This is a genomic window from Actinomadura sp. J1-007, assembly GCF_009793335.1.
GTDB classification, from domain to species: Bacteria; Actinomycetota; Actinomycetes; order Streptosporangiales; family Streptosporangiaceae; genus Spirillospora; species Spirillospora yumaensis.
The window spans coordinates 789,247-816,119 of the sequence record NZ_WING01000003.1; the positions used below are offsets into that span (position 1 = coordinate 789,247).

The 26,873-nt window shown below is 73.2% G+C and carries 26 protein-coding genes and 1 pseudogene; 11 read left to right on the forward strand and 16 right to left on the reverse strand.

The genetic code is table 11. The features are described 5' to 3' along the window. The first annotated feature begins 186 nt into the window (after positions 1-186). Positions 187-639 carry a hypothetical protein gene (locus tag GEV43_RS45000; RefSeq protein WP_160826712.1) on the forward strand — a complete coding sequence of 151 codons (453 nt, stop codon included), beginning with the start codon at positions 187-189 and terminating at the stop codon, positions 637-639. Between the two features lie 69 nt (positions 640-708). Here GEV43_RS45000 and GEV43_RS45005 read toward each other — a convergent pair whose 3' ends face one another. From GEV43_RS45005 to GEV43_RS45015, 3 genes are all read right to left on the reverse strand, one after another. Further along, positions 709-1,746 (reverse strand): NADP-dependent oxidoreductase, encoded by a 1,038-nt coding sequence (locus GEV43_RS45005; RefSeq protein ID WP_160826713.1) that lies wholly within the window; start codon positions 1,744-1,746, stop codon positions 709-711. A gap of 4 nt (positions 1,747-1,750) precedes the next feature. Then, on the reverse strand, positions 1,751-2,359 hold the full coding sequence (locus tag GEV43_RS45010; protein ID WP_160826714.1) for a TetR/AcrR family transcriptional regulator: 609 nt from the start codon (positions 2,357-2,359) through the stop codon (positions 1,751-1,753). 200 nt (positions 2,360-2,559) lie between these two features. Next, positions 2,560-3,054 (reverse strand): Lrp/AsnC family transcriptional regulator, encoded by a 495-nt coding sequence (locus GEV43_RS45015; protein ID WP_309240324.1) that lies wholly within the window; start codon positions 3,052-3,054, stop codon positions 2,560-2,562. A gap of 103 nt (positions 3,055-3,157) precedes the next feature. On the opposite strand from GEV43_RS45015, the gene GEV43_RS45020 reads away from it, so the two are divergent. Continuing rightward, positions 3,158-4,639: a pyridoxal-dependent decarboxylase gene (locus GEV43_RS45020; protein ID WP_160826716.1), complete on the forward strand. Its 1,482-nt coding sequence runs from the start codon at positions 3,158-3,160 to the stop codon at positions 4,637-4,639. A gap of 251 nt (positions 4,640-4,890) precedes the next feature. Then, a complete protein-coding gene (locus tag GEV43_RS45025; protein WP_309240325.1) occupies positions 4,891-5,382 on the forward strand; it encodes a nucleoside 2-deoxyribosyltransferase domain-containing protein in 492 nt (163 codons plus the stop codon). A 31-nt stretch (positions 5,383-5,413) separates the two neighbouring features. Here the strand turns inward: GEV43_RS45025 and GEV43_RS45030 are convergent, their stop codons facing one another. After that, positions 5,414-5,899 carry a MarR family winged helix-turn-helix transcriptional regulator gene (locus tag GEV43_RS45030; RefSeq protein ID WP_206681720.1) on the reverse strand — a complete coding sequence of 162 codons (486 nt, stop codon included), beginning with the start codon at positions 5,897-5,899 and terminating at the stop codon, positions 5,414-5,416. Between the two features lie 107 nt (positions 5,900-6,006). Between GEV43_RS45030 and GEV43_RS45035 the strand changes: the two genes are divergently transcribed. From GEV43_RS45035 to GEV43_RS45050, 4 genes are all read left to right on the forward strand, one after another. After that, positions 6,007-7,212, forward strand: a complete 1,206-nt coding sequence (locus tag GEV43_RS45035; RefSeq protein ID WP_160826719.1) for an NAD(P)/FAD-dependent oxidoreductase — start codon at positions 6,007-6,009, stop codon at positions 7,210-7,212. 122 nt (positions 7,213-7,334) lie between these two features. Beyond that, positions 7,335-8,759, forward strand: a complete 1,425-nt coding sequence (locus GEV43_RS45040; RefSeq protein WP_160826720.1) for an amidohydrolase family protein — start codon at positions 7,335-7,337, stop codon at positions 8,757-8,759. Positions 8,760-9,108: 349 nt separating this feature from the next. Continuing rightward, positions 9,109-9,960 carry an endo alpha-1,4 polygalactosaminidase gene (locus GEV43_RS45045; protein WP_160826721.1) on the forward strand — a complete coding sequence of 284 codons (852 nt, stop codon included), beginning with the start codon at positions 9,109-9,111 and terminating at the stop codon, positions 9,958-9,960. Between the two features lie 183 nt (positions 9,961-10,143). After that, positions 10,144-10,536, forward strand: a complete 393-nt coding sequence (locus tag GEV43_RS45050) for a MerR family transcriptional regulator (protein WP_160826722.1) — start codon at positions 10,144-10,146, stop codon at positions 10,534-10,536. A 23-nt stretch (positions 10,537-10,559) separates the two neighbouring features. Here the strand turns inward: GEV43_RS45050 and GEV43_RS45055 are convergent, their stop codons facing one another. Genes GEV43_RS45055 through GEV43_RS45065 form a run of 3 tightly spaced genes read right to left on the reverse strand, consistent with a single transcriptional unit; the run spans position 10,560 to position 13,785 of the window. After that, positions 10,560-12,059 carry an MFS transporter gene (locus tag GEV43_RS45055; RefSeq protein WP_309240326.1) on the reverse strand — a complete coding sequence of 500 codons (1,500 nt, stop codon included), beginning with the start codon at positions 12,057-12,059 and terminating at the stop codon, positions 10,560-10,562. Beyond that, complete coding sequence (locus GEV43_RS45060) at positions 12,056-12,310, reverse strand: hypothetical protein (RefSeq protein WP_160826723.1); 255 nt, start codon at positions 12,308-12,310, stop codon at positions 12,056-12,058. Before GEV43_RS45060 ends, GEV43_RS45055 begins: the two co-directional genes overlap by 4 nt. Further along, positions 12,307-13,785: an amidase gene (locus tag GEV43_RS45065; protein WP_309240327.1), complete on the reverse strand. Its 1,479-nt coding sequence runs from the start codon at positions 13,783-13,785 to the stop codon at positions 12,307-12,309. The genes GEV43_RS45060 and GEV43_RS45065 overlap by 4 nt, the downstream gene beginning before the upstream one ends. Positions 13,786-14,052: 267 nt before the next feature. Here GEV43_RS45065 and GEV43_RS45070 point away from each other — a divergent pair, with 267 nt between their 5' ends. The 4 genes from GEV43_RS45070 to GEV43_RS45085 all read left to right on the forward strand — a co-directional run bounded on the left by GEV43_RS45070 (position 14,053) and on the right by GEV43_RS45085 (position 16,563). Beyond that, positions 14,053-14,898: an LLM class flavin-dependent oxidoreductase gene (locus GEV43_RS45070; RefSeq protein ID WP_160826724.1), complete on the forward strand. Its 846-nt coding sequence runs from the start codon at positions 14,053-14,055 to the stop codon at positions 14,896-14,898. 91 nt (positions 14,899-14,989) lie between these two features. Next, positions 14,990-15,187, forward strand: coding sequence for a helix-turn-helix transcriptional regulator (locus GEV43_RS45075; RefSeq protein WP_160826725.1), 198 nt, complete (start codon positions 14,990-14,992; stop codon positions 15,185-15,187). After that, positions 15,171-15,554, forward strand: coding sequence for a solute carrier organic anion transporter (locus GEV43_RS45080; RefSeq protein ID WP_160826726.1), 384 nt, complete (start codon positions 15,171-15,173; stop codon positions 15,552-15,554). The genes GEV43_RS45075 and GEV43_RS45080 overlap by 17 nt, the downstream gene beginning before the upstream one ends. Before the next feature lie 70 nt (positions 15,555-15,624). Continuing rightward, on the forward strand, positions 15,625-16,563 hold the full coding sequence (locus GEV43_RS45085) for a TAXI family TRAP transporter solute-binding subunit (protein ID WP_160826727.1): 939 nt from the start codon (positions 15,625-15,627) through the stop codon (positions 16,561-16,563). On the opposite strand, the gene GEV43_RS45090 is transcribed toward GEV43_RS45085, so the two are convergent. The 9 genes and pseudogenes from GEV43_RS45090 to GEV43_RS45130 all read right to left on the reverse strand — a co-directional run bounded on the left by GEV43_RS45090 (position 16,554) and on the right by GEV43_RS45130 (position 26,614). Continuing rightward, on the reverse strand, positions 16,554-17,867 hold the full coding sequence (locus tag GEV43_RS45090; protein ID WP_160826728.1) for a HAMP domain-containing sensor histidine kinase: 1,314 nt from the start codon (positions 17,865-17,867) through the stop codon (positions 16,554-16,556). The two genes, GEV43_RS45085 and GEV43_RS45090, sit on opposite strands and share 10 nt — an antisense overlap. Then, positions 17,864-18,523, reverse strand: a complete 660-nt coding sequence (locus GEV43_RS45095; RefSeq protein WP_160826729.1) for a response regulator transcription factor — start codon at positions 18,521-18,523, stop codon at positions 17,864-17,866. Before GEV43_RS45095 ends, GEV43_RS45090 begins: the two co-directional genes overlap by 4 nt. 9 nt (positions 18,524-18,532) lie before the next feature. Continuing rightward, complete coding sequence (locus tag GEV43_RS45100; protein ID WP_160826730.1) at positions 18,533-19,849, reverse strand: MFS transporter; 1,317 nt, start codon at positions 19,847-19,849, stop codon at positions 18,533-18,535. Positions 19,850-20,074: 225 nt separating this feature from the next. Next, a complete protein-coding gene (locus tag GEV43_RS52915; protein WP_206681721.1) occupies positions 20,075-20,914 on the reverse strand; it encodes a carbohydrate ABC transporter permease in 840 nt (279 codons plus the stop codon). Positions 20,915-21,014: 100 nt separating this feature from the next. Continuing rightward, positions 21,015-21,791 (reverse strand): annotated as a pseudogene (locus tag GEV43_RS56855) (carbohydrate ABC transporter permease); the annotation flags it as partial. 66 nt (positions 21,792-21,857) lie between these two features. Further along, complete coding sequence (locus GEV43_RS45115) at positions 21,858-23,147, reverse strand: ABC transporter substrate-binding protein (protein WP_160826731.1); 1,290 nt, start codon at positions 23,145-23,147, stop codon at positions 21,858-21,860. A 515-nt stretch (positions 23,148-23,662) separates the two neighbouring features. After that, the gene (locus GEV43_RS52925; protein ID WP_241684524.1) at positions 23,663-24,121 is read right to left on the reverse strand and encodes a hypothetical protein; all 459 of its coding nucleotides are present in this window, start codon (positions 24,119-24,121) and stop codon (positions 23,663-23,665) included. Between the two features lie 241 nt (positions 24,122-24,362). Beyond that, positions 24,363-25,667, reverse strand: coding sequence for an alpha-glucosidase/alpha-galactosidase (locus GEV43_RS45125; protein WP_160826732.1), 1,305 nt, complete (start codon positions 25,665-25,667; stop codon positions 24,363-24,365). Then, the gene (locus GEV43_RS45130) at positions 25,664-26,614 is read right to left on the reverse strand and encodes a carbohydrate kinase family protein (RefSeq protein WP_160826733.1); all 951 of its coding nucleotides are present in this window, start codon (positions 26,612-26,614) and stop codon (positions 25,664-25,666) included. Before GEV43_RS45130 ends, GEV43_RS45125 begins: the two co-directional genes overlap by 4 nt. Positions 26,615-26,873: the final 259 nt, after the last annotated feature.

Below are 26,873 nucleotides of genomic sequence, written 5' to 3' on the forward strand. Positions count from 1 at the left end.
CAATCCGGCCGCGGCGCGGGCCCCTCACGCCGTTCCGTCGCGTATTCCGTCGGGACCCCTCCCAAAGGTCTCTCTCTAAGGTCGACCGCACGAGGGAGTTCGCCGACATCGCGGTGGTGGCCTGAGACCCGGTTCGGATGCGGGACCGCGACCGACGACCTGCCGCGCGAGTGAGGACGGTGGGACATGCAGGTGACATGGTCGTGGCCGGTTTTCCTCGACGCCCTGCTGATCCTGGTCATGCTGGTCATACCCATGGGCGCGGAGGACTGGCAGGACGCGCTGAAAGCAAGCGTCGGCCTCGCCTTCGCCGCGGGCGGCGTGGGGATACTGTTCAGCGGCGCGGACGGCGAGATCCTGGTCACCGCCCTGCTCTTTCTGTCAGCCGCAGTGCTGTTGGAGCTCCAGGTCGCCGTGGGCCCTGAGTACAGGGCGCGGCTCTACCTGGTGTGGGCGACCGCCATGGTGATCGTCGCCGCGTCGCCGTGGGGCAGGCTGATCGCGTGGTTGGACGACGCGCGGCTGTGGCTGGGCCCCCTCGTCCTGATGGTCGTGGGCCGCCTGTCCGTGGCGGCCTCACGCAGGCACCTGAGAGACGCCTCGCCCCGATCAGAGCCGGACGACCGGTCGGACTCCTGACCAGTCGCCGGCTTCCGTGCATGCGGAGATTCCGTGCATGCGGAGATGAGGAAGTCCGGCGCGGGGGTTTCAGTCCGCCTCCGTTCCGGCGGAGCTCACTTGGACGAGCTGCTTGCCGAGGTTGGCGCCGTCGAAGAGCCGCTGGAGCGCGGTGGGGGCGTTGCGGAGGCCGTCGGCGATGTCCTCGGCCCAGCGCAGTTCGCCTGCGGACACCCAGCCGGTGAGACGCTTGAACGCTTCTGGGAAATGGGGCAGGTAGTCGGTGAATATGAAGCCCTCCATGCGTGCTCGCCTGAACGCCAGTTGCATGTAGTTGGCGGGCCCGGTGCCGTACCCCGCCGCCGTGTAACCGGACGAGATCGACCCGCACAGGGCGATGCGCGCGCGGACGGCGAGGCGGTCGAGCGCGTGCTCCAGCAGAACGCCACCGACGTTGTCGAAAACGGCGGTGAGCCCATCGGGAGCGAACTCGGACAACGCGTCCGGGACGTTGTCGGTGCGGTAGTTCGTGCACGCGTCGAATCGTGCGACGTCCGTCACCCAGGCGACTTTCTCCGCCGATCCGGCGGTGCCGATGACGCGGGCGCCCAGAAGCCGCGCGATCTGCCCTGCCAGCGAGCCCACGCTGCCGGCCGCACCGGTGACCAGGACCGTGTCTCCGTCCGCGACGTCGAGCACGTGAGTCATTCCGATGAACGCCGTCAATCCGCTCACGCCGAAGACCGTGAGCATGTGCCGCGGATCGACTCCTTCCGGCACCGGATTGACGCCGAAAAGCCCTCCGTCCCGCGCAACGACATATTCCCGCCAGCCCAGATCGCCGTAGACCCATTGCCCTTCCGGCAGCGTCTCATTGCGGGAGGCGACCACACGTCCGACGCCGCTGCCGCGCATCACTTCGCCGACACCCATGGGCGCCGTATAGGTGGTGCCGGGATTGAGCCACGTGCGTTGCGTGGCGTCGATTCCGAGCCAGACGACCTCGACCAAGGCTTCACCGTCGTCGAGCGCGGGAAAGGGAACGCTCTGCTCTTCGAACGTGCCGGGTGTGATGCCGCCGGTCGGGCGTTCACGGAGCACGAGCTGTCGGAAGGTCCGGGCGGGCATGAAGTCAGGTCGTCCTTTCGGGGACGGAACGCGTCGCTTGGCCGAACGTCGCGATCAGCTCGTTGGTCACTGCGTGCACGGGCGCGCCGCCCGCGACCCGCAGCCCTTCGGCATCGAGGGCGCGGCGGAGGAGCGAGGCCATCATGACGGGGTCGAACTCACGCATCTCGCCGCTGCGCTGCCCTTCCTCGAACAACGCGACGATGTCGGCGAGAGAGGCCGCCACGAGTTCGTCGTAGACGTCCGCCGCCGCTGCCGTGCGGTGGGCGATGACGGCGATCAGCGCCCGCGTCTCCACCTGCCGCTGCGCGCAGTACTGGAGGAACGTGCGGATATAGGCCGCGAGCCGTTCCAGCGCGCCGCCCGGAGCATGCAGGGCGGCGACGAGGTCCGGCTCCAGGCTGCCGACCACGTGGGAGACGACGGCGTCGAGGATCTCGTCCCTGGTGTCGAAGTTGCTGTGGTAGGCGCCCCGGCTGTACCCGGCCGTCTCCGCGATCGCCTCGACCGAGGTCGCGGCCACCCCGGACTCGGCGAACAGCCGTATCGCCGACGCCACGAGCTCCTCGCGCGTCCGCCGGCGTCGCTCGGCCCGCGTCTCCCGCACCACCATGCGGCAAACATACATCATGGTATCCGCATACATCGCTGTATCTGAGTGATGAGTGGATATGACCGACGAAGGCGGGCGGGTGCGGACGGGCGCAGACCGGCGCGGGCGCGTGCGGACGGGTGCCGACGGGCGCGGACGGGCGCGGACCGGCGCGGACCGGCGCGTTCGGTGCGTTGAGGCCCTTGTTCAGCGGCCGGGCATCACGGCGCCGCGGGGCCTCGGGGGTGGCCGTCGGCCAGGTCGCCGGTCAGGGCGCGGTCGCGCACGATGGTGGAGTAGACGACGGTGGTGGACGTCGAGCCGAACCGCGCGAGGCCCGCGACCACCTCTTCCAGGTGCCGCATCGACCGGGCGGCGACCTTGGCGATGAAGCAGTCGTCCCCGGTGACGTGATGGCACTCCACGATCTCGTCGATGCCGCGGATCCGGCGGATGTACTCGCGGTAGTCGCTGCCCGGGAAGCGGATCGTCACGAAGGCCAGGATGGGGAGCCCGACGCGTTCCAGGTCGATCCGCGCGGTGAACCCCTCGATGACGCCGCGGTCCCGCAGGCGGCGGACCCGTTCGGCGACGGCGGGCGGTGTGAGGGAGACCCGGCGGCCGAGTTCGCTGAAGCTGACGCGGGCGTCCCGTTGCAGCTCCGCGACGATCTGCCAGTCCGTGGCGTCCAGCTTGACCTTCACATCATCAGGCACAGGCCGACAGTAACAGCGGTTCTCAAAGGCAAAAGCGGGAAGTGCCTTCAAATCTGCCTGTAGGGCGGGGGCTTCCGCTCGATAGCGTCCAACCATGGACGGTATGGACGGATCAGTGGCGGGGACGGCGTTCGATCTCGGCCCGCAGGAGCGGCGGCGGCTGTTCGGGCAGGTCTTCGATCTGGTCGAGGAGCACGCGCGCGGGGTGCGCGATCTGCCCGTGACGCCCGACGTCACGCCCGAGACCGTACGGCGGCATCTGGAGCGCTACGACTTCGACGGCCCGCTGGAGCCGGAAGGGGTGCTCGCGGACACGGCCGCGATGCTGCGGCGCTGGACCGTGCACACGACGCACCCCGGATATTTCGGGCTGTTCAATCCCAACCCGGCCGCGCTGGGCGTGCTCGGCGACCTGCTGGCGGCGGCGTTCAACCCGCAATTGGCGGCCTGGTCGCACGCGCCGGGCGCGGTGGAGATCGAACGGCACGTGACCGGCTTCCTCGGCGAACGGCTCGGGCTGCCGTCCGGGCGGGTGGCCGGCCACTTCACCAGCGGCGGCGCCGAGGCGAACCTGACGGGCGTCCTGCTCGCCCTCACGCGCGCGTTCCCCCAGGTCGGCGAGGACGGGCTCGCCGCCCTCCCCGGACGGCCCGTCCTGTACGCCAGCGCGGAGAGCCACCTGGCGTGGCTGAAGATCGCGCACATGTGCGGGCTGGGGCGCCGCGCCGTACGGCTGGTGCCGGTGCTGCCCGACCTGCGGATGGACCTGCGGGCGCTCACCGAGCGGATCGCCGAGGACCGGCGCGCGGGCCTGCTGCCGTTCCTGGTCGTCGGCACGGCGGGCACGACCAGCGCCGGGGTGATCGACCCGCTCGGCGAACTGGCCGACCTCGCCGGAGCCGAGGGGCTGAGGTTCCACGTCGACGCCGCGTGGGCGGGCGCCGCCGCGCTGTCGGACCGGCTGCGGCCCGTGCTCGCGGGGATCGAGCGGGCGGACTCGGTGACCCTGGACGCGCACAAGTGGCTGGCCATGCCGATGGGAGCGGGCACGTTCCTGACGCGGGACGCCGAAGGGCTGCTGGAGACGTTCCGCATCACCACGGCCTACATGCCCGCGAGCACGCCCGGCGCCGTCGATCCGTACGCGGCGTCCGCGCAGTGGTCCCGGCGGGCGATCGGGCTCAAGCTGTTCGTCACCCTCGCCGCCGTCGGCCGCGCCGGGTACGCGCGCATGATCGAGCGGCAGACCGACCTCGGGGACCTGCTGCGGCGCCGCCTGGCCGACGCCGGGTGGCGCGTCCTCAACCGCACCCCGCTCCCGGTGGTCTGCTTCACCGACGACGCCCACGGCGGCGAGGCCGGGAACGCCGCCCGCCTGGAGGCCGTCGCCGAACGGGTGCTGCGCGCGGGCCACGCGTGGATCTCCACGACCGCCATCGCCGGGACCCCCGCCCTGCGGGCCTGCATCACCAACCTCGCCACAACGGAAGCCGACGTGGAGACCCTGGTCACCGAGCTGGAGTCGGCACGCTCGCAGGAGCCGCCTCCCACCGCGGCACCGGACCGCCCGCATTACGCCAGGTAGGCGGCTCAACGATGCGCATCGCTCGCCACGATTCGCATCACTCGCCTGGCCCGTCGGAACGATGCCCGGCACCGCGGATCCGTCCCCGCTCAGGCGGTACGCGGGTCGGCCTCGGGGACGGTCGGCCCGCCCACCCGCGCGCCGAGGGCGACGGGCTTACGCTGCGGAGGACGCCGCGCCCGACGTCCAGCCGCGCCCGACGTTCAACCGCGCCCGACGTTCAACCGCGCCCGACGTTCGAGGGAGCCAGAGTGAGCATCGTCCTGGTGTGGGCCCGTGAACCCATCCCCGCAGGTGGGCGGACGGTGTTCCTCGCCGGGCCCACTCCGCGCCGCGCGGACGTCCCGTCGTGGCGTCCCGCCGCCGTCGCCGAACTGGAAGCCCAGTGGACGGGCCCCGAGCCGCTGACGGTCTTCACGCCCGAATCCCGCAACGGGCTGCGCGCCCGCGAGTACGACGACCAGGTCGACTGGGAGACCGAGGCGCGAGCGGCCGCGAACGCCGTCCTCTTCTGGATCCCGCGGTGCCTGGAGACGATGCCGGGGTTCACCACGAACGTCGAGTTCGGGCTCGACGCGCCGACCGGCCGCGCCGTGCTGGGCTGCCCGCCCGACTGCCCGAACCCCGAACGCAACCGCTACCTGGTCCGTGTCGCGCACCGCCTGGGAGTCCCGGTCCGCCGGACGCTTCCCGACACCGTGACCGCGGCCCTCCAGACCGTCCGCGCCGAAGAAGGCCGGTGACCGACTGCGGCACGGGCGGAGAGGCAGGGTCCTACCGGGAGTCGGGCGCGAAAGTCTCTCCGTCGTCTTTCAGTAGGCGGGTGGCGTCGCGCTGGCGGGCGGCGGCTTCGGTGAGGAAGTCGACGATGGCGGCCAGTTCGATGTCGTTGTAGCGGGTGACCAGCTCGGTCAGCGACGCCACGTAGTGGTCGAAGAGCGGGGCGAGGCCCGTCAGGCGGTCGGGGACGGTCTCGACGAGGACGCTGCGCTTGTCGGCGGGGTTGGGGACGCGCCGCGCGAAGCCCTTGCGCTCCAGCCGGTCGACCAGGCCGGTGACCGACGCGGGGGCGAGGCTCGCGTGGGCCGCGAGCTGCCGGGCGGTCAGCGGGCCGAGGCGGTCCAGCAGATCCAGGGCCTTCTCCTCGGTGGCGGACAGGCCCTGGCGGGCGGCCAGCGCGGTGTGGAACATCACCGCGGCCGTGCTCAGCTCCCGGCCCGCGGCGAGCATCCGCGCGGTCAGGTCCTCCCGGTCGGTCATGGGAGCCAGCATAACCAGTTAGTTCGACCGAACGAAACAGTTGACGGGCGGCGGGAGCGCCACCTATGTTTCGTTCGACCGAACGAAATAATTGGAGGGGATCTGCCATGCGCGTTCTGATCATCGGCGGCGGGGTCGCCGGCACCGTGGCGGCGCTGGCCGCGCACAGGGCCGGGCTGGAGCCGGAGCTGTTCGAGGCGTACGACCACAGCGCGGGCCTCGACCACGGCGTCTTCCTGACCGTCGCGGTGAACGGGCTGGACGCGCTGCGGGCGGTGGACGCCCACCACGTGGTGCTGGACGCGGGCTTCCCGACGGGCCGGATCCGGTTCCGCAGCGGCACGGGCAAGCAGTTGGGCTCGATCACGTTGGGCCCGACGCTGGACGACGGCACCGTCACCCACACGCTGCGCCGCGACGCCCTGTACGGCGGGCTGTACGACCTGGTGGTCAAGCGCGGCGTGCCCGTCCACCACGGCAAGCGCCTCACCGGCGCTGAGAAGCTGCCGGGCGGCGGTGTGCGGGCCGCGTTCGCCGACGGCACGACCGCCGAGGGGGACGTCCTGATCGGCGCGGACGGCGTGCACTCGGCCACCCGCGGCCTCATCGACCCGGCCAACCCCCGCCCCCGCTACACCGGCCTCGGCAACACCGGCGGCTTCACCCGCGCGGCGGGCGTCGACGCCGAGCCCGGCGACTACGTGATGATCTGGGGCCGCGACTGCTTCTTCGGCTACACGGTCGCGCCCGACGGCCAGGTCTGGTGGTTCGCCAACCCGCCCGCGCGGCGCGAGCCGTCCCGCGAGGAGCTGCGCCGCCTCACCGGCCGCGACGTCAAGGAACGGCTCGCCGGGCTGCTGGCCGCCGACCGCACGCCCGGCGCGCGGATCGTCGCCGCCACCACCGCCGACATCGGCCTGACCAACCAGTACGACCTGCCGAACGTTCCGACCTGGCACGACGGGGCCATGGTGGTGATCGGGGACGCGGCCCACGCGGTCTCCCCCGCGTCCGGGCAGGGCGCCTCGCTGGCGGCCGAGGACGCGGTGGTCCTCGCGCGCTGCCTGCGCGACCTGCCCGCCGTTCCGGCCGCCTTGGAGCGCTACGAGGCCCTGCGCCGTTCCCGCGTGGAACGGATCGTCAAGTGGGGCTCCGGGATGAACAACACCAAGAAGCAGGGCGCGGCCGGACGCGTCCTGCGCGACCTGGCGCTGCCGTTCATCCTCCGCAAGGCCGACAGGCCCGAGGCCATGGCCAAGATGACCTGGATGTACCACCACCACATCGACTGGGACGCCCGCGTCACGCGGTGACGCCCGCGGAGGTCTCGCCGGTGTCCGGGAACGGACGCGGGGTTGGACGGCTCGCGGGGCGGAGGCACACTGATCTTCTGGGCTGGGGGCGGGGATGTCACCGAGTGCACGAGGAGCACGCTGTGGACGCGATCCCTCCGATGAGCCGCCGTTCCGCGTTGGCCCTGGCCGGCGCGGCCACCGGTTCCCTGGCCGTGGCGGCGCCGGACTCCCCCGGCCACGCCGACCTGGTGCTGCATTCCGGTGTCGTCTGGACCGGTGAGCACGGGAACGGCACGGCGCAGGCGGTGGCGGTCAAGGGCGCGCGGATCGTCGCGGTCGGCTCCGACCGCCGGGTGCTCCGCTGGGCCGGGCCCCGCACGCGGCGGATCGACCTGCGCGGCGCGTTCGTCGCGCCCGGCTTCCGCGACCAGCACACCCATCTGATCCAGACCGCGGTCGGCGGTGCGGGCGCGCAGGCGTACCGGCCGGTGTTCACGCCCTACGACGAGCGGGAGGCGTTCGAGGCGCGGCGCCGCAACGGGCAGCGGCACGTGGAGATCCACGCGCGCGGCGAGACGCCGGTGGACCGGGGCGCGCACAGCCCGGTGACCGAGAAGCTCAAGAACGACCTGCTGGTGATGCAGGAGGAGGTCGCCAAGCAGGGCGTCAGCACGGTCGTGGAGGCGGGGCTGCGCGACCTCGGCGCGCTGGACGCGCTGTTCCAGCTCGCCGAGGAGGGCAGGCTGAAGGTCCGCTTCCTGGTACGGGTGGCGTGGGGCTGCATCGAGGAGGCGGCCCGGATGGGGCTGCGCACCGGCGTGGGGAACGAGTGGGTCAAGGTCCTCGGGGTGAAGCTCTACTCCGACGGCTGGCTCGGGCCCCGTACGGCCGCGCTCCGGAAGCCGTACAGCGACGATCCGTACGGCTTCCCGCGCGGCGGCATCCTGTTCCTGGACCAGGAGCGCGCCGACCGCGACGTGGCGCGCGCCCGCGAACTGGGGTTCAACGTCACGACGCACGCCATCGGAGACCGCGGGGTGCGGGTCGCGCTGACCGCCTACGAGCGCAACGGGGTGTCCCCGCGCGACCGCTGGGCGCTCGAACACGTCCAGGTCGCCGAGGACGACCTGATCGAGCGGATGATCCGGCGCGGCGTGATCGCGAGCATCCAGTTCAGCTTCGCCACGACGGACCAGCGGTTCGCCGAGCGGGCGCTCGGACGGCACCGGCTCCGGCACGCCTACCGGTGGCGCGACATGCTGAGGGCGCGGGTGCCGATGGTGGGCGGGAGCGATTTCGCCAACGAGGTGCTCGATCCGCTGTGGGGTCTGCAACGGGTCGTGACGCGCACGGAGTTCGACGGCACTCCCCCGGGCGGCTGGCTGCCCGACCAGCGCCTCGACGTCCCGACGGCGTTGCGGCTGATCACCTCCAGGGCCGCGTTCGCGTCGCTGGAAGAGCACGAGCGCGGGACGATCGAACCGGGGAAGTACGCCGACCTCGTCGTTCTCAGGGAGAACCCGCTGACGGTCGCCCCGACCGGATCGCCGGCGCCACCCGCCTGATGACGATCACCAACGGACGGATCGTCGCCGAGGGCGCGGTGCGCTACCCGCCGCTGGCCCCCTGATCACTGAGAGCCCGTCGCTTTCACCGCCTGTGGTCGCGCCGCAGGTCGGTGCTCGTTTTGGTTCGTAAGTGTTGATTATCGGGCAGCTATGAGCAATTCTTGGCCGGGTGCCGAGTGTCGAGTGACGGGAGGTTCCTTCCTCGTGCTGGCGTCGGTCCTACGGACCCCACTGGGCGACGCCACCCCGTGCCCGCCGCCGAACGTTCGGGGCCGGCCGGTACGGGGAGTGCGGAACAGCACGCATGCTCGCCCCGCGCCGTCACCACGTCCCGCGAGGAGCGCCCATGCGCGATCCGAAACGACTCGTCCTCATCCTCTTCGCCGCCCTCGTCGGCTGGCTGGGGCTCGCCCCGCCGGCCTCGGCCCGCGAACTCCCGAAGCCCGTCTCCTGTCCCGGCTGCTGGAAGCCGGCGCTCAACACGAGCTGGCAGTGGCAGCTCTTCACGGTGCCGACCGAGCCGTTCCTGGACGTCGCGATGTACGACATCGACGGCTTCAACGCCTCGGCCGCCACGGTCCAGCGGCTGCACGCCACGAAGAAGGACCGCAAGGTCGTCTGCTATATCAGCGCGGGAAGCCACGAGAACTGGCGACCCGACGCCGCCGAATTCCCCTCCGCCGTGCTCGGAAAGCAACTGGACGACTGGGAGGGCGAACGCTGGCTGGACATCCGGGCGTTCAACGGGCCGCTCGGCACCGTCCTGAAGAAGCGCATGGACATGTGCAAGAGCAAGGGCTTCGACGCGATCGAGTTCGACAACGTCGACGGCTACGGCAACGACACCGGATTCCCTCTCAAGGCCGATGACCAGCTCGCCTTCAACACCTGGCTGGCGAACGAGGCGCACGCCCGGGGCCTCTCGGCGGGACTCAAGAACGACGTCCCGCAGTTGAAGCAGCTCCAGCCGTACTTCGACTGGGCCCTCAACGAGGAGTGCTGGGAGCAGAAGGAGTGCACCAGCGCCCAGGCCGGTTACGGATACGACAAGTACGTGGCGGCGGGCAAGGCCGTCTTCAACGTCGAGTACAACCTCGCCACGTCCGCCTTCTGCGCGAAGTCCAACGCGCAGAACTTCAATTCCCTCAAGAAGAAGTACGACCTGGACGCCTACCGGGTCCCCTGCCGCGGCGTCTGACCCCCTCCCCCTTCCCCGGCCCCGCCCTCGCAGCCCGCGTTGCGAGGACGGGGCCGGTGCGGCCGGCGCGGCCGGCGCGGCCGGCGCGACCCGCAGCGGGCCGTCCGGGCGCGGGCCGTCCGGGCCGTCCGGGCGCGGGCCGTCCGGGCCGTCCGGGCGCGGGCCGTCCGGGAAGATGGCGGTATGGACGACCTGACTGCGATCCGGGAGGTGGCCGACCGGTTCGGGCTGCCCATCTCGACGCTGCACTACTGGGAGCGGCGGGGCCTGCTGGCGCCGCACCGGCGGTCCGGGCGGCGGTACTTCGACTCCGAGCAGGTCTACCGGGTGGCGCTGATCAAGCTGTGGCGGGAGACCGGGCTGATGTCCATCGAGGAGATCGACACGCTCCTGCGCCGCCGGGGGCCGGGCCGCGAGTGGCAGGAGGCCGTGCACGGCCGCATCGCCGCGCTGGGCGCGCACATCGACCGGCTGGAGGCGGCGCGCACGTACCTCGGCCACCTCCTGACCTGCGCGCACGGGGACGATCTGGAGCAGTGCCCGCAGTTCCGCGCGACCGTCCCCGTGCACTCCTGACCCGCGCCGCCCGGCGCCCGCCGTCACGGTCCGCCCCCGTCACGGTCCGCCCCGCCTGGCCGCCGGCCGTCGCGCGGCATGGTCAGCGCGGCGACGAGCGCGGCGGCGGCCACGCAGCCCGCCGAGACGAGGAACGCGACGGTGTGGCCGTGCGCGAGCGCGGGCGGCGCCTCCCCGCCGCCCCGGCCGGGGTGCGCGGCGGCCCAGCCGTCCGCCGCCGAGGCCGAGACCGTGCTGATGGCGGCGAGCCCGATCGCCCCGCTGGTCTGCCGGACGGTGTTCAGCACGCCCGCGGCCAGCCCGTTCCGCGCCGGGGGCACGCCGCTGGTGGCCGCCACCGTGATCGGGGTGAACGCCGCGGCCGTCCCGAACCCGAACACCCCGCCCGACACCACGACCGTCAGCGGGTACGAGCCGTCCACGCCGAGGAACGCCGCCACGCCCGCGAACCCGGCCGCGCCGACGAGGCAGCACGCCACGGTCGCGCGGCGCGGGCCGAGCCGCACCGTCAGCGGCCCGGCGGCCTGGGCGCCCGCGAACATCGCGACCCCGACCGGCAGGTAGCCGAGGCCCGCGCGCAGGGGCGACCAGTGGTGCACGTCCTGGAGGTACAGCGACAGCAGGATCGGGCTGGCGAAGAAGCCGAGGCCGAGCAGGAACATCACCGCGTTGCCGCTGCTCACCGCGCGCAGCCGGAAGATCGTCAAGGACACCAGCGGCTCGCGGGCCCACCGCGCCTGGTGCAGGAGGAACACCGCCAGCAGGGCGGCGCCGGCGGCCAGCGGCCCGACGACCCGCGGGCTCGTCCAGCCCGCGACGGCGGCGCGCATCACCGCGTACACCACGCCGGTCAGCCCGGCGGTGGCCAGCGCGGCGCCCACCGCGTCCAGCCGGGGGCGGCGGCCGGGGGCGTCGTGGCGGGGCAGCGCGCGCACCGTGCCGGCGAGGGCGAGCACCCCGATCGGGACGGTCACGAAGAACACCCAGCGCCACCCGGCCCACTCGGTGAGCACGCCGCCGATCACCGGCCCGGACGCGGCGCCGACCGCGCCGACCGCGCTCCACGTGCCGAGCATCCGCGCGCGCCGCGCCGGCTCGGTGAACGTCGCGGTCAGCAGCGACAGCGTCACCGGCATCAGCAGCGCCCCGCCGAACCCCTGCACCGCCCTGGCGGCCAGCAGCATCTCCGGCGTGGCGGCCAGGCCGCCGACCGTCCGCGCGGCGGTGAAGACGGCCATCCCGGTCAGCATCATCGCGCGGCGGCCGAACACGTCCGCGCACCGGCCGCCGAGCAGCAGGAACCCCGCGAACGCGAGGGTGTACGCGTTGACCGCCCAGGGCAGCGTCGCCGCGGAGAACCCGAGCGAGGCGCGGATGCCGGGTAGCGCGACCGAGACGATCGTGGCGTCCAGGATGACGACGAACGAGCCCACGCAGGCCAGGGCCATCACGAGGCGCTCGTGCCGCCGGACGCTCGGATCCGGCGGCGGCGCGGCGGACTCCGCGTGGATCTGCGTGCTCACGCGGGCCTCCCGTCCGCCGCACGGCCGGTGGCCCGCACGGGCACGTCGGGGGTGAGGACGGGCTCGGCGTACCGGGCCGCGGCCACGTTGAACAGTCCGTCCACCGCCGGGCGCTGCGTCGTGTAGGCCGCCACGAGCCCGGCGAGTTCCCGTTCGTTCGCCGGGAGCCCGGCCGCGTCCAGCAGGGTCCGCACGCGGGCTTCCAGGCTGAACGGCTCGGACGGGGCGGTTTCCTCGCGCGGAGCGGTCACGCGTTCACCTCCCCGTCCGTTGCGGCGGAGGGGCGGGCGGCGGCGACGGGCGCGTGCCGGTGCCATTCGGTGCGGCGCTGGAACGCGTCGCCGACGCGGAGGATCGCCGCCTCGCCCGCGACCGGGCCCGCGATCTGCATCGACAGCGGCAGCCCGGCCGCGGTGCGGCCCATGGGCACCGCCAGCACCGGGTTGGCCAGCGGGTTCCAGTACGGCGTGTAGATCTTTCCGAACACGCCCGCGTTGTCCTGGTGGCCCGCCTCGTCGGCCAGCGCGTCGAACGGCGGCGCGCCCACCGACGCGGTCGGGCAGACGATCGCGTCCACCTCGCCGAACAGCGCGTCCACCGCCTCCTGCGCGACCCTCCGGACCCGCTGCGCCTGGACGTACTCGGCGCCCGACACCAGCGCGCCCATCGCCAGCAGCCCGCGCGACGCCGCGGTGTAGTCGTCCCAGCGGCGCGGCAGGTCGGCGCGGTGGTAGGCGAGCCCCTCGCTGGCGGCGGTCACGAACAGGGCGGCGATCAGTTCGCGCCAGTACGGCAGCGTGACGTCCGCCGTCGCGGCCCCGAGCCCGGTGAGCACCGACACGGCCGCGTCGAACGCCTCGTCCAGCGCCGGGTCCCGGTCGTCCGGGAAGTGGTGCTCGCGGACGACCCCGACGCGCAGCCCGGCCAGGTCCCCGCCGAAGCGGGGCTCGGCGAACGGCGGGAGGCCGCCCGGCGCTCCGGCGATCACGGCCAGCACGGCGGAGCAGTCCCGCGCGGTACGGGCCAGCGGGCCGACGCGGTCGAGGCTGTAGGCGAGCGGCACGCACCCCTCCGCGGGGACGCGGCCGTACGTCGGCATTAGCCCGCTCACCCCGCAGAACGCGGCGGGCATGCGGATGCTCCCGGCGGTGTCGCCGCCGAGCCCGGCGAGGAACATCCCGGACGCGACGCCGCTGGCGGCGCCGGAGCTGGAACCGCCGGCCCACAGCTCGGGCCGCCACGGGTTGCGCGGGACGGGGAACGGTCCGCCCTCCTCAGGCAGCCCGCACCCGAACTCCATCGTGGTCGTCTTTCCGGTGATCACCGCGCCGGCCGCGCGCAGCCGCGCCACCGCGAGGGCGTCGCGCCCCTCGCCCCAGGCGCGGTCGAGGACGAGGCTCTGCGCGGTGGTCGGGCCGTCGGCCGCCGCGATGGTGTCCTTGACGCCGAACGGGATCCCGTGCAGGGGCCCGCGGTCCGTTCCGCGCCTCAGCTCCTCGTCCGCGCGTTCGGCCGCCGCGAGGGCCCGTTCGTCGAAACGCGCCAGGTAGACCCCGAGCGTCCGGTCGGAACGGTCGGCCGCCGCGAGGGCGGCCTCGGTGAGTTCGACGCTGGTCAGCGTCCCGTTCCGCAACGCCTCGGCGGCCTCGGCCACGGTCGGCGCCGCTTGCGCGGCCGGCGTCGTTTGCGCGGCCAGCGCCGCTTGCGCGGTCAGCGCTTCGGTCACGTTCCACCTCCGTCAGCGCCGCCTCTCGCAGGCGGCGGAACGCCACCCTCCTAACTCAACCCGGGTTGAGTGCAACCCCCGACGGCGCGCGGACCCGGCGTACGTCCGGGGGGCTATTTGCGAGGCGAACGACGTTCGTCCTAGAGTTCGATCACTCCGACGAGACGCTCTCCAGAAGTAGGCCGCAGTGCGGGAACGTCCCACCTCGACGAGGTGCCGGAGGGGCGGCGCGCTTCTGTCCAGCCCTCATCACGGAGGAGTCCACCCATGAACATCGGTATCGGCCTGCCCATCAGCGACCCCGCCGCCCTGCCCGACTGGGCGCGGCGCGCGGACGCCGGGCCGTTCGCCTCCCTCGCCCTGCTCGACCGGCTCGTCTACGACAACCCCGAGCCGCTGGTCGCGCTGGCCGTCCTCGCGGGCGCCACGTCCCGCGTCCGCGTGCAGACCGAGGTGCTCCTCGCGCCGCTGCGCGAGACCGCCCTGCTCGCCAAGCAGGCCGCCACCCTCGACCGGATGACCGGCGGGCGCCTCGTCCTCGGCCTCGGCGTCGGCGGCCGGGACGACGACCACCAGGTCGCGGGCGTCGACCTCCGCACCCGGGGCCGCCGCCTGGACGAGCAGATGGCGCTGATGCGCCGGATCTGGTCCGGCGAGCCGTACGGCGACGGCGCCGGCCCGATCGGCCCCGCGCCCGCCCGTCCCGGCGGTCCCGAGGTGCTGTTCGGCGGCTTCAAGCCTCCCGCGCTCGAACGCGTCGCGCGGTCGGGCGACGGCTTCCTGTCCGCCGCGGCGCCCTCGTGGGCGGGCGGCCTGTTCGACACCGTCCGCACGTTCTGGAAGGAGTACGGCCGCGACGGCGAGCCGCGGATCGTCGCGCAGGTCAACGCCGCGCTCGGCTCCCAGGACGTGATCGACGACGCGCGCGCCGGCATGCACGCGTACTACGCCTTCACCGGCATGTCCGACCAGATGGTCGCCGGGATGCTCACCACGCCCGCCGAGATCCGCGACGCGATCACCGCGTTCACCGATCTCGGCGCCGACGAGGTCGTCTTCTACTGCTACGGCCGGGACCCGGACCAGGTCGACCGCCTGGCCGACGCCCTCTGAGAGCCCGCGCTCCGAGGAGCCCGGGACGGCGCGCACGCGATGATGTAAAGCGAGCTTGACACCGCAGGCGGATGTAAAGCACGCTTGACACATGCGGAACGACGTCCGCGGGCTGAGGCTCGCCAAGGGCCTCTCCCAGGCAGAGCTGGGGAAGGTCCTTGGCGTGTCCCGTCAGACGGTCAACGCGATCGAGACGGGCAGGTACAGCCCGTCCCTCCCGCTGGCGATCACATTGGCGCGCTTCTTCGGGCGTGCGGTCGAGGAGGTCTTCCATGTCGACGATGAATGAGCGCTGGGCCGTACCGGCCGTCTCGGTGGGCATCGGGGTGGTGATGTGCCTGGCGGTGGGGCTGAACGGCACGTGGTGGCTCGGCTTCCTCCTGCTCGGGATCATGGTCGTGTACGCGGCGGTCCTGCTGCTGTTCCGCGGCGCGGAACCCGTCGCGCTGCTCGGCGGCGAGGGGGAGGACGAGCGCCGCCGTTCGCTCCAGACGCGCGCGGGCTACTTCTCCGCCAACGTCGTCGCGGTCTTCGTCGTGGCGGGCTTCGTGGTCGACCTCGCGCGCGGGGGCGACGGGATGCCCTGGGCGGCGATCGCCGCGGTGGGCGGCTTCAGCTTCATGGGCGGCCTGGCGGTCCTCTCCCGGCGCGGCTGACCGCCGCGTTCCGTGCGGCGGTTCGGCCGGACGCCTTCATGGGCGGGGCGCGGGAACCTAGGATCCGGTCATGGACCTGGTGACGTCCAGAGGCGGGCGGCTGAGCCGCCGGGCCCTGCTGCTGCTCGGCGCGGCGGCGGCCGGGTGCCGGTCCGGCGGCGGGGACGCCGCCCCGCTGCGCCTCGCGACCGGGCCCGCGGGCGGCGCCTACGGGGTGCTCGGCGACCGCTTCGCCGCGGAGCTGCGCCGCCGCGGCCTGCGGGTCCAGGTCACCAAGACGGCCGCCAGCGTGGAGAACCTGGAGCTGCTCGCGGCCGGGCGCGCCGACCTCGGGTTCGCGCTGGCCGACAGCGCCGAGGACGCGGTACGGGTCCGGCGCCGCCCCATCTGCGCGCTGGCCCGCATGTACCTGAACTACGTGCACCTGGTCGTCCCGGACGGCTCGAAGGTGCGGGCGCCCGCCGACCTCGACGGCCGCGCGGTGTCGATCGGCGCCGAGGGGTCGGGGACCGCCGTCACGGCGGAGCGGGTGCTGGCCGCCGCGGGCCCGGTGCGTCCCGCCCGCACGCTCCGGCTCGGGCTGGAGGAGTCGATCGCGGCGCTGCGCGACGGCCGGATCGAGGCGTTCTTCTGGTCGGGGGGCGTGCCCACCCCGGCGGTGGACGCGCTCGGCCGGGCCGCGCCGATCCGGCTGGTCGCGCTCAGCGGCCTGGTGCGGCGGATGCGCCGTTCGTACGGGCCGATGTACGAGCCGGTGCCGGTCCCGGCCGGCGCCTACGGGGGCACGGCGCCGGTGTCGACCATCGGAACGGCGAGCTACCTGGTGTGCCGCCGAGCGCTCGGGGCCGGGACGGCGTTCCGGGCGACGGAGGTGCTGTTCTCCAGCCGGGACCGGCTGCGGGTGCCCGACGCGCCCGGCGCCCGGCTCGACCGGCGCTACGCGGTCGGGACGGGAGGCGTACCGCTGCACGCCGGGGCGGTCCGCTACTACCGGTCGGTCTACGACTGATCCGGGAGCCGCAGCTCCACGATGAGGCCGTGCGGCTCGTTCGGCAGGACGGCGAGCGCGCCGCCGCAGGCGCGGGCCAGTTCGGCGGCGATGGCGAGGCCGAGGCCGTTGCCGGGCACGTTGGTGTGCGTCCGGGAACGCCAGAAGTGGCCGAGCGCCCGGTCGTGCTCGTTGGCGGGGAGGCCGGGGCCGTCGTCGGCGATCCGCAGCACCGGCCCGTCCAGGCTGACGACCACCCGGCGGCCCGGCGGCAGGAACTTCACCGCGTTCTCCAACGCGATGTCGGCGATCTGCGCCACGGCGCCGGGCACGGCGGGCCGCCGCGGCGAGTCCGGGAGGTCGAGCACGAGGTCCAGGCCCTTGGCCGTGTACGGCTCGCGCCATCCCTCCGCGCGGGTGCGGAGCTCGGCGGCCACGTCGACGTCCTCGACCACCGGGCGGTGCTCGACGCGGGCGAGGCGCAGCAGGCCATCCACCAGCGTGACCAGCCGTTCCAGCTCGGCGAGCGCCGCCTCGTTCCGGCCGTTCTCCACCTGCATGATCACGGTGCCGAGGGGGTTGCGCAGCTCGTGCGACGCGGCGTGGACGAACGTCCGCTGCCGTTCGAACGAGCCGGAGACCGCGTCGGCCATCGCGTTGAAGCGCTCCTCCAGCCGCCGCAGCTCGCCGGGCCCGGTGCGGGGGACGGCCCGCACGTCGCGGCGTCCCCGCGCCATCGCCCGCGTGAGCTCGTCCAGCTCGGTCACCGGGCGCAGCACCCACCACGCGAGCCGCCGGGCGGCGAGCACCGCGCAGCCGAGCCCGGCGAGCGCGCCGAGCGCGAGCGCGCCCCAGACGGCGGCGACGTCCGCGCGGGCCGCGCCGGCGGGCGACTCGACCAGCACCACGCCGGTCACCTGCGCGTCCCGTCCGGCGGGCTCGGCGACCAGCACGGCGCGCGGCCCGAACGGGGTGACCTCGGGCAGGTCCTCGGTGGTGCGGCCGGACAGCGCCAGCCGCACGGCGTCCCGGTCGTCGGCGGCCATGTCCCCCGCCGAGGCGACCAGGACGCCGTCCCGGTTGCGGACCCGCACCGCCGCGCCGTACAGGTCGGCGTAGCGGCGGATCTCGTCGTTCAGCGTCGCCCGGTCGCCGTCCCGCGCGGCCTGGTCGGCCAGGTCGGCGAAGCGGGTGGCGTCGGCGCGCCGGTCGAGCAGCAGCCGCCCCGTCCGGTGCGAGGAGTAGTCCCGCGCGAGCGGGACGGCCAGCAGCGCGATCGCGAGGGCCATCAGCGTCGCGAACGTGAGGACCAGGCGGGACCTCACCCGCCCAGCCGGTAACCGACGCCGCGCAGCGTCACGATCAGGCCGGGGCGCCCGGTCTTGGAGCGCAGGTTGGCCACGTGCACGTTCAGCGAGCAGGACGAGGACGGCATCGTGTCGCGCCACAGGGTGCTGAGGAGCTTCTCCCGCGTGCACACGACGCCGGGGTCCTCGGCGAGCAGCGCGAGCACGTCGAACTCGCGGTGGGTCAGCGCCGCCGGCGCGCCCGCGACGGTGACCCGCCGGGCGTCCAGGTCGACGCGGACGTCGCCGACCTCGACGACCGGGCACCCGCCGCGCCTGGGCCGGCCGCCGCGCCGCATGACCGCGTCCATGCGGGCCAGCAGGACGTCGGTCCGGAAGGGCTTGACGAGGTAGTCGTCGGCGCCCGCCCGCAGCCCGCGCAGGACGAGGTGGTCCTCGCCGCTGCACGTCACCACGATCAGCGGGACGGACGAGACGCGCCGCAGCTCGGCCAAGGCGGTCAACCCGGGCCTGTCGGGCAGTCCGAGGTCGAGCAGCACGATGTCGGCGTGCCTGGCGAGGCGCAGGCCGTCGTCGGCGCGTCCCGCCCGGACGACCTTGTGCCGGTGGTCGGTCAGGGCCGACGCCAGGGCTTCGGCGAAGCGGTCGTCATCCTCGACGACGAGAACTCGCATGGCGCCAGCCTAAACTCGGACCGGTTCGGCGTCAGGGGCGTTCTCGTCCGGTGTGAGCGCCGCGTCGCGGGTCTCGTTCATGAACACGTAGACGGTGAGGGAGACGGCGGCGCAGGCCGCGACGTACCAGTAGAAGCCGGTCTCCAGTCCCGCCTTCTTGAACCACAGCGCGACGTACTCGGCGGTGCCGCCGAACAGCGCGTTGGAGATGGCGTACGGGAGGGCGACGCCGAGGGCCCGCACGTGCGTGGGGAACAGCTCGACCTTCACCACCGCGTTGATCGAGGTGTAGCCGGTGACGACGACGAGCCCGATCAGCGACAGCCCGAGGGCCGCGCCGAAGCCGCCCGCCGACGCGAGCGCCGTCATCAGCGGCACCGTGCTCAGCGTCGCGCCCGCGCCGAACGAGATCAGCAGCGGGCGGCGGCCGATCACGTCCGACAGCGCCCCGGCGAGCGGCTGGAGCAGCATGAAGATGAACAGCACGCAGAAGCTCACCAGCGACGCGGTCGTCTTGGGGAGCCCCGCGGTGTTGGACAGGTACTTGGTGAGGTAGGTGGTGAAGGTGTAGTACGCCAGCGTCCCGCCCATGGTGAGCGCGATGACCAGCATGAACTGCCGCCGGTGGCGCAGCAGCTCGCGGAGCGTCCCGCGCTCGGCCGAGTTGCGCCGCAGGTCCGCGTCGTAGACCTCGGTCTCCAGCAGGTTCCGCCGCAGGTACAGCACCACCGCCGCGCCGAGGGCGCCGATGACGAATGGGATCCGCCAGCCGTAGGAGTGCAGGGCCTCACCCGACATCGTGTGCTGGAGCAGGATCTGGAGGCCGAGCCCGAGGAGCTGCCCCGCCGTCATCGAGACGTACTGGAAGCTGGAGGCGAAGCCGCGCCGGCCGGGCGGCGTCGCCTCGGTCAGGTACGTGGCGCTCGCCGCGTACTCGCCGCCGACCGACAGGCCCTGGAGCAGCCGCGCCGCGAGCAGCACCAGGGCGCCGAAGTAGCCGGCGACGTCGTAGGAGGGGGCGACGGCGATCAGCAGCGCGCTGCCGGACATCATCGACACCGTCAGCGTGAGCGCCGCCTTGCGGCCCCGCCGGTCGGCGAACCGGCCGAGCAGCCAGCCGCCGACCGGCCGCATGAAGAAGCCCACCGCGAAGATGCCGGCGGTGTTGAGCAGCTGCGCCGTCGCGTCGCCCTTGGGGAAGAACGAGCCCGCGAAGTACACCGCGAAACTCGCGTAGACGAACCAGTCATACCATTCGATCAGATTGCCGATCGAACCGCCGATGATCGCTTTCCAGGGCGTCCGCCCCGGTTTCCGAGCCGCCATCGTCCTGCCTCCCGCCTGGAGCCGTTGCCGGTGAGCGTCCCCCGGGAGGCGGCGGGAGCGAAGCGAACCGCCGGTTATCTAATCGGCCCTTAACGTTGCGGCGAACGTTGGGCGGATTTCAGCGGATCTCGGCTTCCGGACGCGAAGCGGCCCGGCCGCTCTGGGCGGCCGGGCCGGGCACGGGTCGTCGGGCCCAGCGTTCGGGACGCTCCGCCCTCCGCCCGCTCAGCCCTTCAGCCCGCTGAACGACATCGTCGCGACGAAGTGCCGCTGCGCGAACAGGAACGCGACGAGCAGCGGCGCGGTGGCGAGGGTGTTGCCCGCCATCAGCGACGACCACTCGGTGTGCCGGGTGCCCGAGAACGTCGACAGCCCCATCTGGAGGGTGAACTGGTTCTCGGAGTTGATCGCGATCAGCGGCCAGATCAGGTCGTTCCAGGAGCCGAGCAGCGTGAAGACCACGAGGGTCGCGACCGCGGGGCGCGCGAGCGGCAGCACGATGCGGAAGAACACGCCGAGCCGCCCGCAGCCGTCGATCCGCGCGGCCTCCTCCAGCTCCGGCGGCACCGACAGGAAGAACTGCCGCATCAGGAAGATGCCGAAGGCGCTGGCCAGCCAGGGCACGAACGCGGCGCCGAGGGTGTCGATGAGGCCCATCATCCGGAACATCAGGAACGTGGGGATCATCAGGAGCTGCACCGGGATCATGATGGTGACCATCACGGCGAGGAAGCCGAGCCGGCTGCCCGCGAACCTCAGCCGGGCGAACCCGTACCCCGCCAGCGAGCAGAGCACCACGTGGGACGCCACGGCCACCGCCGCGACGATCACCGTGTTCAGGAACCAGCGCGGGTAGTCGTTCTCGGTGAGCACCTTGCGGTAGCCGCCGAGCGTCGCGTGGTCGGGCCACAGCCGGGGCGGCAGCCGGTTGATGTCCGCGTCGGGCATCAGCGAGGTCAGCAGCATCCACACCAGCGGCGCCGCGAACAGCAGCGCCACGGGCAGCAGGAACAGGTGCAGCAGCCGGCGCCGGTCCCGGCCCGCGCCCGCCGTCGCGCCGCTCACGCGCCGGCCCCCGCCCGTTCCCGCTCCCGCGCCGCAGCATCAGGGCGGAGACCACCAGGGTGACGAGGAAGAGCACGTAGGCCACGGCCGCTCCGTATCCGGCGTCGAACTGCTTGAACGCCTGGTCGTAGAGGTAGTAGACGATCACCGAGGTGGAGTCCAGGGGCTGCCCCTTGGTGGTGGTGAAGACGAGGTCGAAGAGCTGGAGCGCGGTGATCATCTGCCAGATCACGACGAACGTGGTGGCGGGCCGCAGCTGCGGCAGCGTCACGTTCCTGAACGCCTGCCACGGGTTGGCGCCGTCCACGAGCGCCGCCTCCTTGAGCTCGCCCGGCACGTCCTGGAGGGCGGCGAGGTAGATCACGACGGGCAGCCCGATCGACCACCACAGCGAGACCGCGACCAGCACGTACAGGGCCTGGTCGGGGTCCTGGAGGAAGCCCTGGACCGGCAGGCCGAGGCCGCGTATCCCGCTGTTGACGATGCCGAACTCGGGGTCCAGCACGAAGTTGGACAGGATGCCGACGGCCGCGGCGGAGGTGACGTACGGGATGAAGATGCAGGTCCGGTAGAAGCCGATGAACCGGATGCGCTGGTTGAGCGCCACCGCGAGGGGAAGCCCGACCAGGACGGACCCGGGGACGTACAGCAGGCTGTAGACCAGCGTGTGCCAGGCCGCGTCGCGCAGCGCCGGGTCGTGGACCATGTCGCGGTAGTTGGCGAGCCCGACGAACTCGCCCGAGGTGGCGAGGTCGCTGTCGCGCAGCGACAGCCAGAGCGCCCAGACCGCCGGGAAGAGGGACAGCCCGACGACGATGAGGGTGGCGGGTCCGACGAAGCCCCAGCCGACGAGGTGCGGGGCGATCCGCCGGCGCATCGACCCGGCGCGCCGTTCCGCGCGGGGGGTGCTCGCGGCGCGGGCGGAGCGGTGCTCACGGTCATGTCACTTGTCCTTGGCGAGCAGATCATCGGTGCGGTCGGCCGCGTCGCCGAGCGTCTTGGCCGCGGGGTCGCCGCCGATGAGGGACCTGGTGATGGCGTTGCCGACCGCCTCGGAGAACTTGGAGTACACGGGGGTGGTCGGCCGGGCCTGCTTGGCGTTGGCGAGGTTGGCGACGAACTCGGCCGCGCCGGGGAAGTCCTTCACGTACGTGCGGTAGGCGGGCAGGCCCATGGTGGCCTTGCGCAGCGGCATGTTGCCGACCGCGAGCGACCAGCGGGCGTCCTGCTCGGGCCGCGACAGCCAGGTCGCGAAGTCGACGACCGCCTTGCGGCGGCGCGACCCGTTGTCGAACATCACCCAGTAGTCGGGGCCCGAGATCGTCTGGTGGTCGCCGTTGTAGCCGGGGAGCCCGGTCACGCCGTAGTCGACGTGGTGCGCGCGGATGTCCAGCAGGGCGAACGGCCCGGTGACCACCATGGCCACCTTGCCGGACTGGAAGAGCGGGAGGAACTTCTCGCCGTTCTGGTCGAGGTAGACCGACTTGTCGTCGCGGGCCATCCCGCGCCACAGGTCGAGGGCGGCCACGGCCTGCGGGGTGTCGAACGCGGCCTTCTTCCCCGCGGGGTCGAGGATCTGCCCGCCCTGCTGCCACAGCATCGGCCAGTAGCGCCACACGGTGTCCTCGGCGCCGCTCACGGGGTAGGTGGTGCCGTAGACGTTCTTGCCGTGGTCGGTCAGCCTCTTGGCGGTCTCGCGGAAGTCCTGCCACGTCCAGTCGGACTTCGGGTACGGGACGCCCGCGGCGTCGAAGAGCTTCTTGTTGTAGACCACGCCGAGGTTGTCCACCACGGCGGGCAGGCCCACGACCTTGCCCTTGACCGTCGCGGCGGCGCGCTCGGACGGCCAGAAGTCGTTCCAGCCGAAGGCGGGGTCCCGGACGGTCTCCGCCAGGTCGACCACCTTGTGGCTGCGGGCCATGGACGCCGTCCACGACCCGTACATGTACGCCATGTCGGGGGCGTCCCCGCCGGCGAGCGCGGCCTGGACCTTCTGCAGCATGTTGTCGACGTTGCTGGTGCCGAGCTGCGGAACGATCTCGACGCCCGGATGCGTCCGGGTGTACTCGGCGGCGAGCTGCTTGAGCGGCTTGTCGTACGGCGCGGCCTGCCCGTGCCACCAGGTCAGCTTGACCTTGCCGCCGTCCGAGCCGCCACCGCCGCACGCGGCGGCCGTCAGGGTGAGCAGCGCCGCCGCCGCCAGCGCGGCCGCGCCGCGCAGTCTGTTGGCCATCGGCCCTCCCGAGTGATTCGTGTGGTCTGAGACTCTATGCTTGTTTCTGCTCGAAATAGAAGTAGAACAAGCAGAAAACATCACGGATATGGGGACCAGATGCCCGATGTCACCGATCTGCGGCTGCGCGACTTCGCCCCCCGGCCGAGCGCGCGGCTGCCGGAGAACCGCGTCGAACGGCCCCGGCACCGCTGCGTCGACGCGCACAACCACCTCGGCCGCTGGCTCGCCGAGGACGGAAAGTGGATGGTCCCGGACGTGTCGGGGCTGCTCGCGCTGATGGACGGGCACGACGTGCGCTCCATCGTGAACCTGGACGGGATGTGGGGCGAGGAGCTGGCGGCCAACCTCGACCGGTACGACCGCGCCCACCCCGGCCGCTTCCTCACATTCTGCCAGCTCGACTGGAACCTGCTGCGCGAACGCGACGGGATCGAGCGTCTGGTGCGAAGTCTTGAGCACTCCCGGATGCTCGGCGCCCGCGGCCTGAAGGTCTGGAAGACCCTCGGACTGCACTACACCGGCCCGGACGGGCGGCTGGTCCTGCCCGACGACCCGCGCCTCGGCCCGGTCTTCGCGGCGGCCGGGGAGCTCGGCCTCCCGGTGCTGATCCACACCGCCGACCCGGTGGCGTTCTTCGCGCCGCTCGACCGGCACAACGAGCGGCTGGAGGAGCTGCTGTCCCAGCCCGACTGGCACTTCGGCCGCCCCGGGCTGCCGACGTTCGACCGCCTCATGGACGCGCTGGAGGGGCTCGTGGCGGCCCACCCGGGCACCACGTTCATCGGCGCGCACGTGGGCTGCAACGCCGAGGACCTCGGCTGGGTCGGCCGGATGCTGGACGAGCACGCCAACTTCCACGTCGACATCGCCGGACGGCTCGCCGAGCTGGGACGGCGTCCCCGCGAGACGGCGGCGCTGCTGACGCGCCATCGGGACCGGGTGCTGTTCGGCACCGACGCGTTCCCGGTCACGGCGTCGGCCTACCGCACGCACTTCCGCTTCCTGGAGACGGCCGACGAGCACTTCCCGTACGCCCCGAGGAGGAGGTGCCGCCGCAGGGCCGGTGGGCCGTCTCCGCCCTCGACCTCCCGGCGGACGTCCTGGAGAAGGTGTACTCCGAGAACGCCCGCCGCCTGCTCGGAGCGTGACACCGCTCGGCGGGGCGGCCCGCGCCGGATCCCTGGGCGCGGGCCGTCCCCGCCGGGCGGGGGCTCAGCGGAGGCCGGTGGCGCGGAGCGGCTCGGGGAGCAGGTCGCCGTGCGCCTTGACCATGTCGTCGCACAGCCGCCAGATCTCGTCCAGGGTGAGCGTCGCGGCGGCGTTCGGGTCGGCCATGACCGCGTGCCGGATGTGGTCCGGGCGGCCCTCCATCGCGGCGCGGACGGTCAGCTCCCCCACGTTGACGAACGAGCGGTTGAGCGCGGCGCACTGGACCGGGAGGTCCCCCACCGCGGTCGGCTGCACGCCCTGCGCGTCCACCAGGCACGGCACCTCCACCGCGCAGCCCTGGGGCAGGTTGCCGATCAGGCCGTGGTTCATCACGTTGCCGTAGACGACCCGCGGCGTGCCGGTGACCATGCTGTGGATGATCTGCGGCGCGTACTCCATGCTCCCCTCGACGGGGATGGGACGGCCCGCGGCCAGGTTGTCCCGCGTGGTCGCGTACTCGCTCAGGTTCTCCTCGCTGACCTTGATGTACTCCCCGACGGGGACGCGCAGCCTGCGCAGCTCCTCGTCGTGCCGCATGAACCACGGCACGTACTCGGCGGAGTGCTCGCTCGTCTCGGTCGGGTAGTAGCCGAGCCGCCGGTACATCTCGACCCGCACCCTGCGGCGCAGCTCGGGGTCGCGCTCGATCGCCTCGTCCAGCCGCGGGTACAGGTCCGCCCCGTCGTGCTCCAGCCGCAGCACCCACGCCTGATGGTTGACGCCCGCCGCGGTGTAGGAGACCTCCTCGTGCGGGACGCCGACGAGGTCGGCGAGGCCCCGGGTCGTCCAGTACACCGAGTGGCAGAGGCCGACGACGTTGCGGACGGGCGTGGCCGCCGAGAGGTACCAGACGTTCATGGCCATCGGGTTGGTGTAGTTCAGCAGCCAGGCGTCCGGGCAGACCTCCGCCATGTCGGCGGCGATGCCGTCCAGCACGGGGAACGTGCGCAGCGCCCGGAACACGCCGCCGACCCCGATCGTGTCGGCGATGGTCTGCCGCAGCCCGTACCTGGCCGGGATCTCGAAGTCGGTGAGCGTCGAGGCGTGCCCGCCGACCTGGATCATGTTGATCACGAAGTCGGCGCCCTCCAGCGCCGCCCGCCGGTCCGGGTGCGCGGAGATCCGGGGCCGGGCGGACCGGGACTCGGCGATCCGCGCGGCGGCCGCCGCGGCGACCTCCAGCCGCTCGGGGTCGATGTCGTGCAGCGCGATCTCGGCGTCCGCGAGCTCGGGGAAGCCCAGCAGGTCGGCGAGCAGCGCCTGGGTGAACACCACGCTCCCGGCACCGACAAAAACGATCTTGGTCATCGGACGATCCTCTCGTTGCGGGCGAGTCCGGCCGCCGCGGCGGCCTCCCGCCAGGTGGGCTGCGCGGCCGTGCCGCCGTTCGCCCGGGTGGACAGCGCGCCGGCCGCGGCCGCCAGGGCCAGGCTGCCGGGCAGGTCGAGGCCGTTCAGCCGTCCGGCCAGGAAGCCGGCGTCGAAGCTGTCGCCCGCGCCGACGGTGTCGAGCGGGTCGGCGGGGACGGGCGCGGCGAGCACGGCCGCGCCGTCCGCCCAGGCGAGCGCCCCCTCAGGTCCGCGCTTGACGACCGGCAGCGGTCCCCGGGCGGCGATCCGCCGGGCCGCCTCGGCGAGGTCGGCGGTCCCGCCGAGCGCCCTGGCCTCGGCGGCGTTCGGCAGCAGGACGTCCGTCGCGGCGAGCACGGCGTCCAGCCCCTCCCACCGCCCGGACGGGTCGTCGTTGGTGTCGAGGGAGGTGGTGGCCCCCGCCGCCCGCGCCGCCGCGAACAGCTCCGGCAGGCCCGCGGCCAGCGCCGGTTGCAGGAAGTACGACGCGGCGTGCACGTGCCGGGCGTCCCGCAGCGCCCGTTCGGGCACGTCGCCGGGCGCCGTGCGCGGCAGCGTCCCGGGCGCGGTCAGGATCGCGCGGTCGTCGCCGTCGGTGAGGACGACGGTCAGGCCGGTCGGGCAGGACGGGTCGACCGTGCAGGCCGACACGTCCACGTCCCGCGCGGCGAGCGCGTCCAGCACGAACCGCCCGGCCGCGTCGTCGCCGACCCGGCCGGCGAACGCCGTGCGCAGGCCCAGCCGGGCGGCGCCGCACGCCGTGATCGCCGCGGACCCGCCGAGCACCAGCTCGCCGTGCCGGACCAGCTCCTCCCGCTGGCCGAAGGCCGGCCGGCGGGGCGCGCCCACCAGCACGACGTCCGGGTTGGCGTCGCCGAGCACGAGCAGGTCGAAGGTCTTCGTCACCGCACCCCCTCCAACGCGTTGCGCGTTTTGGTTCGAAACTGTTGCTAATCATCCACAAATGAGCAACGTTCGCGCAAGCGCTGTCGGGAGTGACCTTCCGGACGCCGGGTCCGGGCTGACCCGGGCTGATCCGGGCGGGCCCGGCGGGCGCACGACAGCGACCCCGGTCGCGGCGGCTTCGGGCGCCGCGACCGGGGTCGCACCTCGCCGGGCGGACGGCCGGGCAAGGGTGGGGCCGGGCCTCGTCCTTCTCCGCTGT